We start from the raw sequence: 17,163 nt of genomic DNA on the forward strand, positions 1-17,163 counted from the left end.
GCAGCCGTCGGAGCGTGCCGTACCATGCCCGCCGATTCATCACGATGCCCTGGAGGCCAACATGAAACACAGCATCGCGCCGGTGGGCGCGGAACATTTCGATCGGCTTGCCGATCTGTGGGAAGCCTCGGTGCGGGCCACCCACGACTTTTTGCCCGACGGCTACATCGAGCGCCTGCGCCCGTTGGTCCGCGAACAGTATCTGGGCTTCGTCCAGCTGCGCGCCTGGCGGGACGCCGACGGCCAGATCCAAGGGTTTGCCGGGGCGCACGAGGGCAAGCTGGAAATGCTGTTCGTCGACCCGGCCTGCCGCGGCCAGGGTATCGGCAAGGCGCTGCTGGCCGAGGTGGTCGAGCAGTTGGGCGTGCGCGAGGTCGACGTCAATGAGCAGAACCCGCAGGCGGTGGGGTTCTACCTCAAGCACGGGTTCGTCCAGGTCGGGCGGTCCGAGGTGGATGGGCAGGGCGATCCGTATCCGTTGCTGCACCTCAAGCGAGAGGGCTGAACAATGTCATTCAAGCCTGCAAAAGGGGCCGCTCTGCGGCCCATCGCGGGCAAGCCCGCTCCCACAGGGACTGCGACTGTACGGCCCCTGTGGGAGCGGGCTTGCCCGCGAAAAGGCAGTCAGGACGAACCTATACTCCAATAGACATTCCAGCCTCTTTCAAGGAGGCACCTCGCGTGAAATCCCTTTTTGTGATTTTCCCGCTCTGCCTCCTGCTGGCCCTCGCCGGCTGCGCCGGCAAACGTCCCCCGCCCCCGCCGCAAAACCTCCCGCCCGCCGTCTGGCAACGCATCGACCGGGAGATTCTCGACGCCTCCGTGGCCGCCGCAGGTTCGGCCAACGACTATGCCCGTCGCTCCATGCGCGTGTGGAAGGAGCAGGTGCAGCAACGCACCGAGAACAACTTCATCCCCTGGTTCACCGGCTACTGGACCCAGCAATGGCTCACGCTCAAGGTGGCCTGGTACAAGATGAACAGCGGCAACGGCAGCGAGACGCCGGAAAAGCGCCTGGGCCTGTACCTGCAAGAGCAGTACCACGAACGGGTCATCGAGCCGGTGGCCGAGCAGATCGACCCCGAGGGCATCCGCGACCGCGCCAGCGAGCTGTACCTGCAGCTGCTCGCCCAGCAACTGCCGGCGATCATCCAGCGCTACAACGCCCCGCCCGAGCAGTTCAGCCAGCGCCTGAACCGCATCCCGGTCATCGCCCTGGGGCCACCGGATGCGCGCAACGCCTCGCTCTACCTGCTGCTGCGGGCCAAGTCGCTCGACCAGCAGCCGGCCTGGCAGTCGCTGCGCGAACACCTGCACCAGCAAGCCAAGGCCCCCGGCCAGACCGAGGCGGGGCTGTCGTCGGTGGCCACCCAGGCCAGCGAGAAGCTCGGTGCCAGCCTGGCACCACGCGGCGCGGCCAGCGCTATCGCCGCGGCGGTGGGCAAGGCAGCCGGGGCGATGATCTCGGTGGCGGTGACCGGCTACGGCATGATCACCCACGACCGTGAACAGCCGCAGATGGTCGAGCAGCTGCGGGTGATCCTCAATGTCGCGCTGAACCAGGAATGGCAGGAACTGATGGAGAACCGCCAGAGCGGGGCCATGTCCGGGGTGTACTACCTGTCGGGGCAGGTGGAGGACAGTTTGCTGGGCTATCGGGCGCCGTGATCTGCAGGCAACGCGCTCCTACAACAGAACTCAGGCTGGCGCCAACGCCGAGGTAGGCAAGCCGAAAATCCGGTCGAACGCCCAGTTGTAGATGAACGTGTAGCACGGCACCAGGAGGATGAACGCCAGGTCCACCACGAACGCCTCCAGCAGGGTCATGTCCAGCCACCAGGCGATCAGCGGGATCAGGTACACCACCAGGGTCAGCTGAAAGCCGATGGCATGCGCCACCCGCCGCCCGACACTGCGCCCGCGCCTGGCCTGGCGGCTCTCCCACCACTCGAACAGGCTGTTGTAGATGAGGTTCCAGACCATGGCGATGGTGGTGATCATCACCGCCAGCGGGCCGGTGTGCGAGGCCTGGGTATTGGACAGATAGGCCAGGCCCAGCGTCGACATGCACAGGCCGATCAGTTCATAGAAGGTCACGTAGACCAGTTTGCGTTTGAGTCCTTGCACCGGCTTTACCTTGTTGCGGGTTTCACGAAGGCGGCAAGAATGCATCAACAAACTTGACAGAAAAAGTCGGCAGCTTTCAGATTCAGTGAAAGGAGACTGCCATGAACTTTTCCAGCGACACCATCCTGCTGTTCCTCGCCGTGCTCGACCGCGGCTCGTTTTCCGCTGCCGCCCGGGCTTTGGGGCGAGTGCCTTCGGCGGTCAGCATGGCCATCGGCAACCTTGAGGCCGAGCTGGGCTATCCGCTGTTCGAACGGGGCGCGCGCGAGGCGCGGCCCACCGCCCAGGCCCAGGCCCTGGAGCCCCATGCGCGGCTGATCGCCGAGCAGCTGGGATTGCTGGAGGTGCACGCGCTGGAATTGTCGCGCGGCCTGGAAAGCAGCCTGGCGATCGCCGTGGTCCCCGATATCGACCAGCGCCCGCTGCTCGAGGCCATCGCCCGCCTGGGCGAGCGCTACCCGCTGCTCGACATCGAACTGTTCGCCGCCCCGCAGGAAGACGCCCTGCAACTGCTCGACAGCGGCCGGGTCGGCCTGTGCCTGGCCTTCGCCGGCCTGCAGGTGGATCCGCGGCGCAGCTTTCAGCAGATCGCCATGGAGTCGCTGGTGGCCACACTGTCACCGCATCATCCGGCCCTGCGCGAGGGGCGCATCCGCCAGCTCGAGGATCTGGTCAACCTGCGCCAGATTCTGGTGCGCAGCCGCGACCTGCCGTTGTCCGACCCACGCTCGCTGATCGGCACCTCGCACTGGCGCACCGACAGCCTCGACCTGGCCGTGCAGATGGTCGAGGCCGGCCTGGGCTGGGGTGACCTGCCGCTGTCGCGGGTCGCGCCCCTGCTCGCCGCCGGGCGCCTGGTGCGCCTGGAATTCCAGAACACCCGCAACGAACTGCAGCTGCCGGTGAATGCCTTCTGGCTCAGGCAGCAGCCTCTCGGGCAAGCGGCCCGGTTGCTGGTGAGCCTGCTTGCGCCGACATGACTGGTCACCAACTCAGGGCAAATCAGCCAGGCACTGCGACATTTAGTCTTTCAACATTTTTCCGATCCGGCCGATAGCGTTGCAACAGGCTCCGCCCTTCGTGCCACAAGCACGCGGCGCCCTTCCTTCACTGGCTCAAGGTCTCGAAACATGAACCTGAAATTCCGCCACAAGATCCTGCTCAGTGCCTGCGCCGTCGTTGTCCTGGCCTTCGCGCTGTTCACCCTCTACAACGACTACCTGCAACGCAACACCATCCGCCAGAGCATCGAGTCGTCGGTGCGCCAGGCCGGCGCGCAGACCGCCAGCAGCGTGCAGAACTGGATGAACGGGCGCATCCTGGTGCTGGAGAACCTGGCCCAGGACATCGCCCAGCAAGGCGCCGGCAGCAACGTGCCGGGCCTGGTCGACCAGCCGTCGTACACCAGCAACTTCCAGTTCACCTACTTCGGCCAGAACACCGGCCTGTTCACCCAGCGCCCCGACGCGAAGATGCCCGACGGCTACGACCCACGCCAGCGCCCCTGGTACACCCAGGCCGTGACCGCCAACCAGACCATGCTCACCCCACCGTACATGGCTGCGGTCGGCGGGCTGGTGGTGACCATCGCCATGCCGGTCAAGGCCCGCAGCAACGGCGAACTGCTCGGCGTGGTGGGCGGCGACCTGAGCCTGAACACCCTGGTGGACATCATCAACGCCGTGGACTTCGGCGGCATCGGCCACGCCTTCCTGGTCGACCGCAGCGGCATGGTCATCGTCAGCCCGGACAAGGACCGGGTGATGAAGAACCTCAAGGACATCTACCCAGGCTCGCCGCTGCGGGTCGAACCCGGCATCCAGGAAGTCACCCTCGACGGCAAGGACCGCATCATCTCCTTTGCCCCGGTGGACGGCCTGCCGTCGGCGCAGTGGTACATCGGCCTGTCCATCGACAAGGACAAGGCCTACGCCCCGCTCAGCCAGTTCCGCACCTCGGCGATCATCGCCATGCTCATCGCCGTGGCCGTCATCGCCGGCCTGCTGGGCCTGCTGATCCCGGTGCTGATGCGTCCGCTGACCACCATGGGCCGTGCCATGCAGGACATCGCCGAAGGCGAAGGCGACTTGACCCGCCGCCTGAGCGTGGAGCGCAAGGACGAGTTCGGCGAGCTGGCCACCTCGTTCAACCGCTTCGTCGAGCGTATTCACGCCTCCATCAGCGAAGTGTCCTCGGCCACCCGCCTGGTGCATGACCTGTCGGAGAAAGTGGTGGTCGCCTCCAACGCCTCGCTCACCGGCTCCGAAGAACAGAGCATGCGCACCAACAGCGTCGCTGCGGCGATCAACGAACTGGGCGCCGCCACCCAGGAGATCGCGCGCAACGCCGCCGACGCCTCGCAGCACGCCAGCGGCGCCAGCGAGCAGGCCAACGGTGGCCGCCAGGTGGTGGAAGAAGCCATCAGCGCCATGACCGCGCTGTCCGAGCGCATCAGCGAATCCTGCGAGCAGATCGAGACCCTCAACGCCAGCACCGACGAGATCGGCAAGATCCTCGACGTGATCAAGGGCATCTCCCAGCAGACCAACCTGCTGGCGCTCAACGCCGCGATCGAGGCCGCCCGTGCCGGTGAAGCCGGCCGTGGCTTCGCCGTGGTCGCCGACGAAGTGCGCAACCTGGCCCACCGCACCCAGGAATCGGCCGAAGAGATCCACCGCATGATCACCAGCCTGCAGGTGGGCTCGCGCGAGGCAGTGCACACCATGAACACCAGCCAGGTGTCCAGCGAGGAGACCGTGCAGGTGGCCAACGAGGCCGGCGAGCGCCTGGCCAGCGTCACCCAGCGCATCGGCGAGATCGACGGCATGAACCAGTCGGTGGCCACCGCCACCGAGGAGCAGACCGCCGTGGTCGAGAGCCTGAACCTGGACATCACCCAGATCAACGCGCTGAACCAGCAAGGGGTGGAGAACCTCAACGAAACCCTGCGCCACTGCGACGCCCTGAGCCAGCAGGCCGGGCGCCTGAAGCAACTGGTGGGCAGCTTCCGCATCTGACCTGCCGCCCCGGCCCTCAGGCCCAGCCCTTTCCGGCCGGTCCGACGCCTCGGCAAGGCCGCTCCTACAGGCGACCGCGGCCCCTTGTAGGAGCGGCCTCGTGTCGCGAAAGGGTCGCAAAGCGACCCCGGCAACCTTCAGTCGGAACAGCCAAATCCCAAAAATCGCAGAACCTTGAAAGCAATGACACTCAGGCCGCGACCACCTTGCCTCCCCGCCCGCGTCGCAACCACCCCACCAGCACCGCCGCCATCAGCACCAGGCCCAGATAGCCGAACAATGGATACACCTGCCCCACCAGGCTGATGAACCCCACCAGGCTGCAGATGAACCCTACCCCACCGGCCACCACCGAGCCCCAGCGGAACCTGGCCGTGCCCGCCGGCAGCAACCGCGACAGGAACGAGAACAGCGTGCCCACCGCCGTGTTGACGATCATCCCGAAGATGATCAGGCACATCACCAGCCCCAGCAGCGGCGACACCTCGCCGGCGATCGACAGCATCGGCATCGGCAGCGCCGCGACACTGTCCAGGCGCGACAGCAAGCCGGCGCTCATCACCAGCATCAACCCGCCCAGCGCCGCGCCGCCGAGCAGGCCGCCGACCACGGCGGCCCGCCCGTTGCGCGCCGAACCACCGAGGATCGCCAGGATCGGCGCACCGGCCACGATGTTGTAGGACACATACAGGAACGCCCCGAGCAACCAGTGGTGAGCACCGGCCTCCTGCTGGCTGGCCACCTGGTCGAGCGCCGCGAAACTCAGGCTGCGGGTGCACACCGCATACAGTGCGATGGCCGAGGCCACCAGGATCAGCAGCGGGGTGATCGCGCCGATGGCCACCATCACCTTCTGCACATCCAGGCAGACGATGGCCACCACCAGCACGGTGACCAGCACACTACCGGTCAACGCCGGGATGCCGAACTGCTGTTCGAGCAGCGCGCCGCCACCGGCGAGCATGACCACGGTCACGCCGAACATGAAGAAGGTGATGAGCCAATCGACCAGCACGCCCAGGTGCCGACCGCAGATGGCCTGGATCACCTCTTTGTGCGAAGTGGCCTTGAGACGATTTCCCAGCCCCGCCAGGGCCATGCCGAGAAAGGTGAACAGCGCGGCGCTGACCAGCGCGCCGACCAGGCCCCAGACGCCGAAATCGACGAAGAACAACAGCAGTTCCCGCCCGGACGCGAAGCCCGCCCCTACGATCACGCCGACGAAAGCGCCGGCTATCTTCAGCTGCTCTTGCATGTGCACCTCTGGTTTTTATTTTTGTGTCGGGCAATTGAGCGACGCGCTGCCTGGCACCGGCTGCGCCGGTGTTCGCGGCTAAAGCCGCTCCCACCGGTATCAGCCGATATAGGCCTGCACCTCGATCTCTACATCCACGCCCAGTGCCAGGGCCGAAGCCACCGTCGAGCGCACCGGCAGCGCCGCGCCGAAGAACTCCTTGTACACCTCGTTGAAGCCGGCGAAATGATCCATGGCCGACAGCCACACGGTGCACTTCACCACCTGGTCGAAGCGCGCGCCGCAAGCTGCCAGGCTCTCGGCGATACGCTCGCAGGCGGCCCGGGTCTGCGCCTGGATATCCCCGCGTACCACCTCGCCGGACGGGCTCATCGGCACCTGGCCGGACAGGAACAGAAAGCCCCCGGCCTTCACGGCGCGGGAAAACGGGAATGGCAGGCTGCTGGGGAAACGCTGAATGTCATTGCTCATGGGAAAGCTCCACATTGGGTTGATTGAAACGTGCCGGGGACAGCCGTGCCGGCTCGACCCCTTGGCGAACAAGGCTGGAACACAATGGCTGGCCCAGCAACAGGTCGGCCGCCAGGCGCGAGGCCCCGGCGGCGGACTGGATGCCGTAGCCACCCTGGGCGGCCAGCCAGAAGAACGCGGGTGAAACCGGATCGAAGCCGATCACCAGGTCGCCGTCGGCGACGAACGAACGCAGGCCCGCCCAGCTGTGGCTGGGGCGGCGGATCTGCAGGGTGGTCATGGCCTCGATGTTGTAGATCCCCAGGGCCAGGTCCAGTTCTTCCGGCGCAGCGTCCTGAGGCTCGACCGGATCGGCATTGGCTGGCGAACCGAGCAACTGCCCGGCGTCGGGCTTGAAGTAGAAGCTTTCGTCGACACCGATCACCGCCGGCCAGCGGGCGAAATCGTGTTGTGCAGGGCCGGGGAAAGTGAACGCGCTGCGCCGGCAGGGTTGCAGGCCGACCGTGTCGACCCCGCACTGCTCGGCCACCCGATCGGCCCAGGCGCCGGCGGCATTGACCAGCTGCCGCGCGCGCAGGCGGCTGCCGTCGGCCAACTCGATATGCCACAGGTCATCCAGATGGTGCGCCTGCACCAGCTCGGCATTGCAGCGCAGCTCGCCACCGGCCTGGCGAAAGCCGCGCAGGAAGCCCTGGTGCAGGGCATGCACGTCCAGGTCCATCGCCCCGGTCTCGTGCACGGCACCGGCCAGCAGCTCGCCGCGCAGGCTCGGCACCAGCTCGAGCGCCGCCGCGCTGTCGAGCAGGCTGACGGCGGTGCCGTTGGCCAGATTCTGGGCGTAGGTGGTTTCGAGCAGATGACGCTGTTCGTGGCTGGCGACATACAGGCAGCCGCGGGGTTCGAGCAATGGGTGTTCGGCAAAGCCCGCTGGCGGCTGTTCGTAGAACGCTCGGCTGGCACGGGTCAGGGCCTGGATCTGTGGCGTGCCGTAGGCCTCCATGAACATCGCCGCCGAGCGCCCGGTCGAGTGATACCCCGGCTGCGCCTCGCGCTCGAGCATCAGCACCTGGCGCTGGCCGGCCAGCCGATAGCCCAGAGAGGCGCCGGCGATGCCGGCACCGATGATCAGAATGTCGTGAAGCTGTCCCATGCACGCTCCTGCATCGCTTAATTATCATTTGTGAGAATTCTAATATATGAGAATTTCGGATTGCGCAAGCCGACAAGGTAAGATGCCCGACCAAAGACCCGCCTGAGAGCCCCGATGTCCGACGCGCCTACCGCCCGCCCCTCACTCGACCGCAGCGAAGTCGGCGCACGCCTGCGCCAGGTGCGCAAGGCCCGGCACATGACGCTCAAGCAATTGTCGGCACTCAGCGGCGTGCCGGTGTCCACCCTGTCGAAGATGGAGTTGGCGCAGGTCTCGGTGAGCTACGAGAAACTGGCTGCCGCCGCCCGTGCCCTGAACCTGGACATCGCCCAGCTGTTTCGCGCCAGCGGCGCCGTCGGCACGCCGCAACCGGCCACCGTGGTGGTCGACTCGCTGGCCGCGGTGGCCGGCTATTCCACCGGCACCTACGACTACTACCCGATCGCCGGCGCCTTCCCCGAACGGCGCATGACACCCGCCTATGCCCGCATCATCGCCCGCGAACGCGGCCAGTTCGACGACTTCATCCGCCACCCCGGCCAGGAGTTCGCCATGGTCATCAGCGGGCGGGTGCGCATCGAGTTCGAGACTGGCGAGGCGGTCAGCATCGGGCCGCAGGAGACGGCTTACTTCGACAGCCAGGTGGGGCATATCTACCTGTCGGAAAGCGAGGATGGCGGTGATGCGCAGGTGATGGTGGTGATGACCGATCGCTGAAACGCCTGGGGGTTAGTCATCCCCCTGTAGGAGCGGCCTTGCGTCGCGAAAGGGGCGCGGAGCGGCCCCAGGATTTCGGCGTTTAAGCAAAAATCGCCGGGGCCGCTTTGCGGCCCTTTCGCGACGCAAGGCCGCTCCTACACGAAGCCAGCAGATACAAAGGACCGGTTATAACCTAATAACGAACAAGTCTATTTGGCTATAAAAAAATCTATATGCTGGCACCCATCCGATCACGGGCAAGCTGGGCGTCGAGTAGCGTATGGATGTAGGTTCTTTCGGTTTCACCCTTGCGGGACTGGTTGTAGGCTTCATCGTCGGCATGACCGGCGTCGGCGGCGGTTCGCTGATGACCCCGATCCTGCTGTGGTTCGGCATCAACCCAGCCACCGCCGTGGGCACCGACCTGCTCTACGCCGCCATCACCAAGGCCAGTGGCGTCTGGGTGCATGGCCGCAACAAGAACATCGACTGGAAGATCACCGGCTGGCTGAGCCTGGGCAGCGTCCCGGCGGCCGCGCTGACCCTGTGGTTCCTCAGCACCCTGCACGCCGACACCTCGGCGCTCAACGCCATCATCAAGCAGGGCCTGGCGGTGGTGCTGATCCTCACCGCCCTGGCGATCCTGTTCAAGTCGCGCCTGCAGGCCTTCGCCAGCAAGCACGCCGGCGATCACTACCACCTCAGCGACCGCAGCCTGAACCTCCTCACCGTCATCACCGGCGTGGTGCTGGGCGTGATGGTCACCCTGACCTCCATCGGCGCCGGCGCCCTGGGCACCGTGGCGCTGTTCCTGCTCTACCCGTTCCTGGTCACCCGCCGCCTGGTCGGCACCGAGATCGCCCACGCCGTGCCGCTGACCCTGGTGGCCGGCCTGGGCCACGCCGGCATGGGCAACATGGACTGGTCGCTGCTGGGCTACCTGCTGCTGGGCTCGCTGCCGGGGATCTACCTGGGCAGCCACCTCACCGGGCGCGTGTCCGACCGCGTGCTGCGCCCGTGCCTGGCGACCATGCTGCTGCTGATCGGGTACAAACTGGCGTTCTGAGCTGCCCCTGTGGGAGCGGGCTTGCCCGCGAAGCAGCCCGCGCGAGGCATGACACCGGCTCTGCCGGTGCTCACGAGCAAGCTGTCTCGACGAGGAAAAGCTGGCACTATCGACCCTCGAACCGCCAGAACCTCGCCCATGCCCGAAAACACCAGCCCGCTCCTGCTCGCCCTGCGCGAAGGCACCCGTACCCACCACCAGCAACTGGAAGCACGCCTGCCGTTCTTCAGCACCGGGTTCGACCTGACGGCCTACGGCAACCTGCTCGGTGCCTACCACGGCTTTTACGCACCGCTGGACCGAGCCCTGAGCAATCACCAAACCGCCGACCGCAGCAAGGCCCCAGCCCTGGCGCGGGACCTGCGCGCCCTGGCCCTGCCGATCGATACCTTGCCCCAGTGCCAGGTGCTGCCGACCATCGCCGACGAAGCCAGCGCGCTCGGCGTGATGTACGTGCTGGAAGGCTCCACCCTCGGCGGCCAGGTGCTCAAGCGCGCCATGGCCGAGCGCCTCGGTATCGATGGCGACACGGGCGCTGCCTTTCTCGATGTCTACGGCCCGCTCACCGGCGCGCATTGGCGCGGCTTTCTCGCTCGACTGACTGCGGCTCCTTACTCCGAGCGTGCCCAGACCCGCTCGGTACAGGCTGCAGTCGCAACCTTCGCCTGTTTCGAGCAATGGCTCGATGAGCGACGCGTGCTGCTCCCCTAGCGACAACTAGTCATGAAAGCCATCTGCCACCCTTGATCGAAACACCGGCATCTCGTTCCCTGAAGTAACCCACTACAACAGGGAAGTTGCAGCATGACCGATATGTCACGTCGCGCGTTGGTCGGCCTGGCCAGCCTGGAAGACCCTCGCCTGGCTGGGTGAGCGTGGGGCAGGCATCATGGCGGGTTGCAGAATACTGTCGGATCTACGGCAGTGACCTGCAATCGCTAGAAACAGCCTTGCGCTTTTGAAACTCGACAGCTCATAGCAAAACCTCTACGTCAAAGACGTAAGGAAGCGCTATGCTGTCGATCATTGAATCTCCACTCTTCACCAAACTGTGGCCCCATGCCCATGAATGAAAAAGAACTGCAGCAGCGCGACGCCAGCCGTAACATCGGCGAAGAATTGCTGCAGTCCCTTCGCGATGTCAAAGCCGGGCGGCATGGCGCGGTACGCCAGATCGAACTGACCGAAGCGGCGGCGGCCCGCAGTAAAACCGGGCTTTCCCAGTCCAGGTTCGCCCAACTGCTGGGCGTCTCGGTTCGCACGCTGCAGGAGTGGGAGCAAGGTCGTCGCACACCGTCGGGCGCGGCAAGGTCGCTGCTCCATATCGCCGCCGCGCGCCCCGATGTATTTCGTGAAGTGCTGCAAGACCGCCCCGTATGACCAGGGCATTGGATAGCCTGAAAGCGAGCCCCGACATGAATGTCATTGCCTGTGAACTGCAACACCTCGACGCCGCCGCAGACCTCTTCAACCAGTACCGCCTGTTCTACCAGGAGGTAGATGACCTGCCCGCCGCCCGCGCCTTCCTGCAGGCCAACCTCGAAACCGGCAACTCGCGCATCTACCTGCTGCTGGACAACAACGACCAGGCCATCGCGTTCGCCCAGTTGTACCCGGCGACCTGCTCGCTGGCGATGAAGCGCTTCTACTGGCTGTATGACCTGTTCGTCGCGCCGCATGCCCGCAGAGGTGGACATGCGCGCTACCTGATGCAGCGGCTGAGCGAGATCTTCCGCGCCGAGGGCGCGCAGCGATTGAGCCTGGATACCGCCAGGACCAACCTGGCGGCCCAGGCGCTGTACGAGTCGCTGGGCTATGAAGCGGAGCGGGACTTCGTGACCTATCACAAGATGCTCGATCACTGACCGACCGCCACAGGATCGGGCCGCACCGGCGGCCCTTGCGGCATGTTCTCTAGCCCCGCTCTATTCCCTCCAGCACCGCCGAAGCCAGCGCCAGCCGCTTTTCCAAAGAGTTCTCCGTGGCCACCAGCAGGCTGCGCAGCGGTTCGCTGGCTTTCTCCAGGGCCGTGGCATTGGTTTCATAGGCCGTCTGGAGCGCCGCCACGGCGCAGACCAGCGCGTCCTCGCCATCGATGCCAGCGTAGACGGAGAACATAGGGGGATGGGCGTCGTGGCAGGGGCGGGACTAAGGAGTGCGACAGACAAGGACAACCTTTTGCAGGCCGCGAAATCATGCTTGGGAAATTGGCCTACGCGGTATAGGGGAAGCCCTAAGATATCCCCCACAAACTACGCCCGTGTATGATCACGCCGCCGTTTGTTCAACTCACTGCAAGGATGCGCCCCTCATGCAACCGGTCATACAGCACGCCTGGGGCGTCAGTCCCGACGAAGCCATCACGATCCAGCAACGCCTGGCCGGGCGTGTGGAGAAGATCGACCGGCTTGGCCCTGTGGTCCGCGTCGCCGGTATCGACGTTGCCTACCACAAGGATGCCGATACGCTGATCGCCAGCATCGTGATCCTCGACGCGCAGACCCTCGAAGTGATCGAGCAACGCGCCGTCGCAGGCAAGGCCTGTTTCGCCTACGTGCCGGGGCTGTTCTCGTTCCGCGAACTGCCGCCGATCCTCGAACTGCTCGCGACCATGCAGCACCGCCCCGACCTCATCGTCTGCGACGGCCAGGGCCTCGCCCATCCCCGCCGCCTCGGGCTGGCCTCGCACCTGGGCGTGTTGTTCGATATCCCTACCATCGGCTGCGGTAAAACTCGCTACGTCGGCGAATACCAGGCCCCAGGCGCCGCTCGCGGCAGCCAGGCGCCGCTTGTGGATGGCGAAGAGGTCATCGGCGCGGTGCTGCGCACGCAGGAAGGCATCAAGCCGATTTTCGTTTCCATCGGGCATCGGGTGTGCCTGGCAACGGCATGCCATTGGGTGCTGGAACTTGCCCCGCATTATCGACTGCCTGAAACGACACGACAGGCCGATCAGTTTGGGCGGCAGTTTCAGACATTGGAAAACGCGTAAGGCCCGTTGCGCCCGGCCTGAAAGCCAGGCCACGGATAACGCAGGAAGACGCTAGCGTTTCAGCGCCGGCTAAAGGCAAGCCGCGCGGCAAAGAAGACGAAGACCAGCCCCGTTGCGCGATCCATCCACTTGATCACCTTTTCACGGCGAAGCAGGCCCGCCATTGGACGTGTCGCGTTGATCAATATCACTGACCAGAGCAGGCCTAGTACCACGTGAATGCTCACCAAACCGAAGGTCCAGGCCACCAGCGGCTGGCCTGGCGGTATGAATTGCGGCAGAAACGATACATAGAAGATCCCGACCTTGGGATTCAACAGGTTGCCCATCATCCCCTTGAGAAACCAATTGGCTTGCGGTTGCGCGTCTTCGCCTGCCGCCGCCAGGGAGTGACGTGGGCGAAGCAGCATGTTCACGCCCAGCCAAGTGAGGTAGGCGGCACCCGAATACTTGAGAATGTCGTAGGCCAACTCGGACACGGCAATCAATGCACCCAAGCCGAAAGCAACAGCCGCGCCCCATAGCAGGCAACCGGCATTGATACCCAACGCTGCGCGGAACCCCTGGCGACGGCCTTCCATCGTCGCGGTACGCAGGATCAAGGCCGTGTCGAGGCCCGGTGTCAGGGTCAGCAGCGTAGCCGCGAAGGTAAAGGCAATCAGGTTGTCGGCGATGGACATGGGAATGGACATCTCAAGGGAAATAGGCGCAGGTTAGCATGGACGCACGGCGTGCAAACGACGCGCACTGCCTATGCTCTTGTCGATAAGAAGGGCACATAAAACAAAGTGGATCTGTCACCTTTTTCGTCACTTCTTTTAAAGTTTGTATGAGAAGTCGCCAAACGGCGATCAGGCAAGGCGAAAACAGGCGAGGAACGGTCAGAGTCGCGCTCGACTTTACTGGTTGTAAATGAGCATTCCGAGCCTGTTTTCAACGCAGCAGGATCGTCGCGTAGGCACTTTTGGTATAAAGCCTAGGAACATCCCTAGCTAGCGTGGGTCAAGCGTGACCCGTTACGGACGCACTGAGTGCTATGCCTCCCGTACCTGATATTTTTACTAGTAGCGCCGAGCCAATGATCATCGTAAGGTTCGTTTCACCCAGCAGTGCCGTTGATAGGCGCCACTGGAGTGCTGGCATCATTGGTTTGATTGCCAATACGTCCTATGAACCATCAGCAGTTCAACTACAGAGGAACAGATCATGGGTATCGTGAGCGTAACTGTGGACGAAGTAAACGCTATTGATATAAACATTGACGACATCGTTTACCTTGAATCCAATGATGACGGGACCTCGCAGATTTACACCGGGACACAGCCGCACGGCTGGAATCTTGACAAGAAAAATACCGAAGCCGTGAAGTCGAAACTTGGAATCAAAAAACAGTGACCGTAGAAGGTTTGCTTGTTAAGGGGATGGGCAAGACCGCCAACAGGTACGAGTAAGGTTCGAACCCAAACCCTTCCACGCCTCTCCCAGTGCATTACCACACCTACAAAAAACAAACTTTTCAAGGCATACCATCATGACATACGTAACAGTTAACATTGACAACCGCGAGTTCTCGATTAACGTAAACTCCATAGGATATTTGATGCAGCACACGAACACGCAACAGTATTTTGTTGGTTTAAAGACTTACTATTCAGATTTTCCACAAACTGACATCGACGAGAAAAGCTTCCACAAATTACGCGCCGCTCTAGAACAAAACCGATAGAGAAAAAAGCAGAAAAAGGGGACAGATTTGTTTTTTCTACAATCCCTTCGGACCCGTAGACGGCGAAATTAGAGTAGGAAAAATAGATCTGTCACCTTTTTGCTTTTTTGCTTTTTCCGTCACCTTTTTGCTTTTTCCTCGCCCCCTTTTTCCTCCTTTTTCCTGCCTTTTTCCTGTCCCCTTTTTCCGTCCCCTTCCTCGATCAGCAAGGGCTGAACTCAGGGAATATGGACATCCGAAGCATGTTAAGTAAGTGCCATTCAGATCTGTCACCTTTTCGTAGCAATGATGTCACTGAAAAGGCTTTTGCAGTACTCCTAGTCTTGCCCTCGGCCACAGCGCCACCTGAAAGAGCGTCACGCTCAACACAGCACCCTAAACGCCTGCATTAGCCTTTAACTTCCTCAACACACCGCTCATATAGCTACCCAAATTACGATCCACAGAAGCAGTCACCATGCTGAGCGGACTAAACTGTGCAAGCTGACCCTTCATCCCGATAAGTTGCGGACGCTTATAAAAAACATTCTTCTTATCCTCATTATCGATAAACCATTTGCCACCTAAGTGCCGCCTAAACACCTGCCCCACATACCTGGCCGCGCCATCAACCATTGCAGCCTGATCTTGCTGGCGCATCGCCTCAATACTTTGATATCGGTTGAGCAGCCAGCTCTCCAAAAAATCCAGCGACTCTGAGGAATAGTCGAAACACTGCCTATCCCCCACAGGAAATCCGCATATAAAACGGTGAATGGCATCATCCATGCCCATCAACCAATATTCAAATAAATCGTCATCCTTATTCAATTCAATTCCCCACTTTAGTCGAAATACCCGCTTTCTCCAAAGCCTCCAGCAAAGGTTTGGAGGCTTGATCTCTAAATACCCATTCGACTTGCCAGCCTTGATCAACCAACACTTTATCCCTAGCGACTCCCCATAGATTGGACTGCATCGCTGTTTGATACCCCATCTTATATTCAATACCTTTCTGGAGATTCACATCTGCGATATCCAGACGACGGGCATAGTTGACTAAAAAGACTATGACTAAAAAGGGGACAGATTTATTTCCCCTACTCTAATTTCCGACAAAACGACAAAAGCGACAAAAGGGGACAGATCTATTTTTCTACTCTAATTTCAGCCCGTTCTGCATGACTGCACAACCCCTTCACCCCACAGGGTCGAAATTAGAAAGGGAAAAAGGGGACGGATTTATTTCCCCTACTCTAATTTCGGTCTACCCTGCTTCCTTCGCTCGATGCGTTTCCCTGTAATTATTTCGATCTCATCCACAAACCGATTGTTACCCGTCAGTTGCCCCCGCTGGAGGGCTTCTCGAATCACGCTTAGTTCTCCGCTCGATACCGCCTGGCTAATAAACTCGGCATAGCACTGGCGTCTGAGCGCCTCCGTCTCCCCCAATGCCTCAAAGCAGGGATTGTTGTCCAGCCAGCTCTGCCCTTGCACGATCCCCACCCGGACGGCGTAGCTCGACCAAGGATAGTCCCCCGCGTTAGCTACAAGCCTTGCTCGGACAGGGTTTAACTCTATATAGCGGCAACACGCCAAAAGATAGGTGTCGGACTGCACAATACTGGATTTATAACGACTCTCCCAAAGGGTACCAGAACGCCCCTCCAATCGGTTGCGGTAGCGCGTCATCCGCGCCGCCAACGTCTTCATCAATTGGCTAAGCCCCGCACAAGAATCGCCAGGAGCCAGCAACAGGTGTACATGATTGGTCATCAAGCAGTACGCATACACCTTAACGTCAAAAGCATCTTTCAAATCTCTAAGATCGGTCAAATAGCGTTGAAAATCTGTGTCTTCCGCAAATACAACCTGTCGGTTGTGGCCACGCTGCACGATGTGGTGCGGATAATGTGGCAGCAGCACTCGACCCATCCTGGGCATGAAGGCATCCTCCCGTGTCATCTCAACAGTTGATGATGCTGGAGACTGACACAACTACTCGCGTCTATTCGATCCCGCAAAAGCCGAAATTAGAGTAGGAAAAATAGATCTGTCCCCTTTTTGCGCTAATCTCAGCCCACTCTGCATGACTACAACCCCTTCACCCCACAGGGTCGAAATTAGAGTAGGAAAAATAGATCTGTCACCTTTTCGGTCCTTTTACCGCAGGGACCAATCATGTATTGATATAAACCTGATAACTTGTTCTGGCGCATCTTCCAATGAAGCTCTGTAGTCCGTAACAAAGCTAATTCCGGTCAATATACCTTCACTTCCTTTTAGAAGAAAGTCATCATCGACATCATTAAATAAAATCTCAAACTCTTTCTCTAAGTCTCGAAGATCATCCCCCACACCAACACCATTAAAATTCCCGCAATAGCCTTCACCCACGGCAACTCTATAAAGTCTTCCGCTGTTTTCGAAGTACAGTGAGACCGCCTCATTCATAAAGCGATATGATAATAAAAACTCATTACCAAAACCTATCTTTCTCTTAACTCCGATCCAAGCATGGCTTTTAAGGAGAATGTCACGGATAGGTACTTCAGGACCGTACCAGTCGACCACCCCAACTTTTTCGCTAACATCGGAAAACGATTCACCCAAAGAAAATCCTGCTGCCGATATACCTGGAACGAGGTCAGAGCTCAAATCAGGGAATAAATTTCTCATAT

At 61.4% G+C, this 17,163-nt stretch carries 21 protein-coding genes; 11 read left to right on the top strand and 10 right to left on the bottom strand.

The features are described from left to right. Positions 1-61: 61 nt before the first annotated feature. On the top strand, positions 62-505 hold the full coding sequence (locus tag N7422_RS10180; RefSeq protein ID WP_279806396.1) for a GNAT family N-acetyltransferase: 444 nt from the start codon (positions 62-64) through the stop codon (positions 503-505). Between the two features lie 176 nt (positions 506-681). Further along, on the top strand, positions 682-1,668 hold the full coding sequence (locus N7422_RS10185; RefSeq protein ID WP_279806397.1) for a hypothetical protein: 987 nt from the start codon (positions 682-684) through the stop codon (positions 1,666-1,668). 30 nt (positions 1,669-1,698) lie between these two features. Here N7422_RS10185 and N7422_RS10190 read toward each other — a convergent pair whose 3' ends face one another. After that, entirely contained in the window at positions 1,699-2,127 is a 429-nt protein-coding gene (locus N7422_RS10190) for a PACE efflux transporter (RefSeq protein WP_279806398.1), read from the bottom strand. Between the two features lie 101 nt (positions 2,128-2,228). Here N7422_RS10190 and N7422_RS10195 point away from each other — a divergent pair, with 101 nt between their 5' ends. Together N7422_RS10195 and mcpA are read left to right on the top strand one after the other, a co-directional pair. Continuing rightward, positions 2,229-3,107 (top strand): LysR family transcriptional regulator, encoded by an 879-nt coding sequence (locus N7422_RS10195; protein ID WP_279806399.1) that lies wholly within the window; start codon positions 2,229-2,231, stop codon positions 3,105-3,107. Between the two features lie 150 nt (positions 3,108-3,257). Further along, positions 3,258-5,144, top strand: a complete 1,887-nt coding sequence (gene mcpA / locus N7422_RS10200; RefSeq protein WP_279806400.1) for a methyl-accepting chemotaxis protein McpA — start codon at positions 3,258-3,260, stop codon at positions 5,142-5,144. A 190-nt stretch (positions 5,145-5,334) separates the two neighbouring features. Here the strand turns inward: mcpA and N7422_RS10205 are convergent, their stop codons facing one another. From N7422_RS10205 to N7422_RS10215, 3 genes are all read right to left on the bottom strand, one after another. After that, on the bottom strand, positions 5,335-6,399 hold the full coding sequence (locus N7422_RS10205) for a hypothetical protein (RefSeq protein ID WP_279806401.1): 1,065 nt from the start codon (positions 6,397-6,399) through the stop codon (positions 5,335-5,337). 99 nt (positions 6,400-6,498) lie between these two features. Further along, the gene (locus tag N7422_RS10210) at positions 6,499-6,870 is read right to left on the bottom strand and encodes a RidA family protein (RefSeq protein ID WP_279806402.1); all 372 of its coding nucleotides are present in this window, start codon (positions 6,868-6,870) and stop codon (positions 6,499-6,501) included. Further along, entirely contained in the window at positions 6,860-8,020 is a 1,161-nt protein-coding gene (locus N7422_RS10215) for an FAD-dependent oxidoreductase (protein WP_279806403.1), read from the bottom strand. Before N7422_RS10215 ends, N7422_RS10210 begins: the two co-directional genes overlap by 11 nt. A gap of 114 nt (positions 8,021-8,134) precedes the next feature. On the opposite strand from N7422_RS10215, the gene N7422_RS10220 reads away from it, so the two are divergent. From N7422_RS10220 to N7422_RS10240, 5 genes are all read left to right on the top strand, one after another. Further along, positions 8,135-8,737 carry an XRE family transcriptional regulator gene (locus N7422_RS10220; RefSeq protein ID WP_279806404.1) on the top strand — a complete coding sequence of 201 codons (603 nt, stop codon included), beginning with the start codon at positions 8,135-8,137 and terminating at the stop codon, positions 8,735-8,737. A gap of 262 nt (positions 8,738-8,999) precedes the next feature. Beyond that, on the top strand, positions 9,000-9,785 hold the full coding sequence (locus N7422_RS10225; protein WP_279806405.1) for a sulfite exporter TauE/SafE family protein: 786 nt from the start codon (positions 9,000-9,002) through the stop codon (positions 9,783-9,785). 138 nt (positions 9,786-9,923) lie between these two features. Continuing rightward, entirely contained in the window at positions 9,924-10,496 is a 573-nt protein-coding gene (locus tag N7422_RS10230) for a biliverdin-producing heme oxygenase (protein ID WP_279806406.1), read from the top strand. 348 nt (positions 10,497-10,844) lie between these two features. Next, the gene (locus N7422_RS10235) at positions 10,845-11,165 is read left to right on the top strand and encodes a helix-turn-helix domain-containing protein (protein WP_279806407.1); all 321 of its coding nucleotides are present in this window, start codon (positions 10,845-10,847) and stop codon (positions 11,163-11,165) included. Between the two features lie 35 nt (positions 11,166-11,200). After that, complete coding sequence (locus N7422_RS10240) at positions 11,201-11,650, top strand: GNAT family N-acetyltransferase (protein ID WP_279806408.1); 450 nt, start codon at positions 11,201-11,203, stop codon at positions 11,648-11,650. A 49-nt stretch (positions 11,651-11,699) separates the two neighbouring features. Here N7422_RS10240 and N7422_RS10245 read toward each other — a convergent pair whose 3' ends face one another. Continuing rightward, complete coding sequence (locus tag N7422_RS10245) at positions 11,700-11,903, bottom strand: hypothetical protein (protein WP_279806409.1); 204 nt, start codon at positions 11,901-11,903, stop codon at positions 11,700-11,702. A gap of 142 nt (positions 11,904-12,045) precedes the next feature. Here N7422_RS10245 and nfi point away from each other — a divergent pair, with 142 nt between their 5' ends. Continuing rightward, a complete protein-coding gene (gene nfi / locus N7422_RS10250; protein ID WP_279806410.1) occupies positions 12,046-12,777 on the top strand; it encodes a deoxyribonuclease V in 732 nt (243 codons plus the stop codon). A gap of 59 nt (positions 12,778-12,836) precedes the next feature. Here the strand turns inward: nfi and N7422_RS10255 are convergent, their stop codons facing one another. Continuing rightward, positions 12,837-13,457 carry a LysE family translocator gene (locus N7422_RS10255; protein WP_279806411.1) on the bottom strand — a complete coding sequence of 207 codons (621 nt, stop codon included), beginning with the start codon at positions 13,455-13,457 and terminating at the stop codon, positions 12,837-12,839. Positions 13,458-13,983: 526 nt separating this feature from the next. Between N7422_RS10255 and N7422_RS10260 the strand changes: the two genes are divergently transcribed. Next, a complete protein-coding gene (locus tag N7422_RS10260) occupies positions 13,984-14,172 on the top strand; it encodes a hypothetical protein (protein ID WP_279806412.1) in 189 nt (62 codons plus the stop codon). A 706-nt stretch (positions 14,173-14,878) separates the two neighbouring features. Here N7422_RS10260 and N7422_RS10265 read toward each other — a convergent pair. From N7422_RS10265 to N7422_RS10280, 4 genes are all read right to left on the bottom strand, one after another. Next, complete coding sequence (locus N7422_RS10265; RefSeq protein WP_279806413.1) at positions 14,879-15,313, bottom strand: hypothetical protein; 435 nt, start codon at positions 15,311-15,313, stop codon at positions 14,879-14,881. 1 nt (position 15,314) lies between these two features. Beyond that, positions 15,315-15,509: a hypothetical protein gene (locus tag N7422_RS10270; RefSeq protein WP_279806414.1), complete on the bottom strand. Its 195-nt coding sequence runs from the start codon at positions 15,507-15,509 to the stop codon at positions 15,315-15,317. 224 nt (positions 15,510-15,733) lie between these two features. Beyond that, complete coding sequence (locus tag N7422_RS10275) at positions 15,734-16,426, bottom strand: transposase (protein ID WP_279806415.1); 693 nt, start codon at positions 16,424-16,426, stop codon at positions 15,734-15,736. 219 nt (positions 16,427-16,645) lie between these two features. After that, positions 16,646-17,161, bottom strand: a complete 516-nt coding sequence (locus N7422_RS10280; protein WP_279806416.1) for a hypothetical protein — start codon at positions 17,159-17,161, stop codon at positions 16,646-16,648. Positions 17,162-17,163: the final 2 nt, after the last annotated feature.

This window comes from Pseudomonas sp. GD04091 (assembly GCF_029836165.1).
Classification (GTDB): domain Bacteria; phylum Pseudomonadota; class Gammaproteobacteria; order Pseudomonadales; family Pseudomonadaceae; genus Aquipseudomonas.

Bases quoted from the DNA above. Each gene is read 5' to 3' on its own strand.
- N7422_RS10180 (WP_279806396.1), top strand. From the start codon at position 62: ATGAAACACAGCATCGCGCCGGTGGGCGCGGAACATTTCGATCGGCTT.
- N7422_RS10195 (WP_279806399.1), top strand. From the start codon at position 2,229: ATGAACTTTTCCAGCGACACCATCCTGCTGTTCCTCGCCGTGCTCGAC.
- mcpA (WP_279806400.1), top strand. From the start codon at position 3,258: ATGAACCTGAAATTCCGCCACAAGATCCTGCTCAGTGCCTGCGCCGTC.
- N7422_RS10205 (WP_279806401.1), bottom strand. From the start codon at position 6,399: ATGCAAGAGCAGCTGAAGATAGCCGGCGCTTTCGTCGGCGTGATCGTA.
- N7422_RS10210 (WP_279806402.1), bottom strand. From the start codon at position 6,870: ATGAGCAATGACATTCAGCGTTTCCCCAGCAGCCTGCCATTCCCGTTT.
- N7422_RS10215 (WP_279806403.1), bottom strand. From the start codon at position 8,020: ATGGGACAGCTTCACGACATTCTGATCATCGGTGCCGGCATCGCCGGC.
- N7422_RS10220 (WP_279806404.1), top strand. From the start codon at position 8,135: ATGTCCGACGCGCCTACCGCCCGCCCCTCACTCGACCGCAGCGAAGTC.
- N7422_RS10225 (WP_279806405.1), top strand. From the start codon at position 9,000: ATGGATGTAGGTTCTTTCGGTTTCACCCTTGCGGGACTGGTTGTAGGC.
- N7422_RS10230 (WP_279806406.1), top strand. From the start codon at position 9,924: ATGCCCGAAAACACCAGCCCGCTCCTGCTCGCCCTGCGCGAAGGCACC.
- N7422_RS10235 (WP_279806407.1), top strand. From the start codon at position 10,845: ATGCCCATGAATGAAAAAGAACTGCAGCAGCGCGACGCCAGCCGTAAC.
- N7422_RS10240 (WP_279806408.1), top strand. From the start codon at position 11,201: ATGAATGTCATTGCCTGTGAACTGCAACACCTCGACGCCGCCGCAGAC.
- N7422_RS10245 (WP_279806409.1), bottom strand. From the start codon at position 11,903: ATGTTCTCCGTCTACGCTGGCATCGATGGCGAGGACGCGCTGGTCTGC.
- N7422_RS10255 (WP_279806411.1), bottom strand. From the start codon at position 13,457: ATGTCCATCGCCGACAACCTGATTGCCTTTACCTTCGCGGCTACGCTG.
- N7422_RS10260 (WP_279806412.1), top strand. From the start codon at position 13,984: ATGGGTATCGTGAGCGTAACTGTGGACGAAGTAAACGCTATTGATATA.
- N7422_RS10275 (WP_279806415.1), bottom strand. From the start codon at position 16,426: ATGCCCAGGATGGGTCGAGTGCTGCTGCCACATTATCCGCACCACATC.
- N7422_RS10280 (WP_279806416.1), bottom strand. From the start codon at position 17,161: ATGAGAAATTTATTCCCTGATTTGAGCTCTGACCTCGTTCCAGGTATA.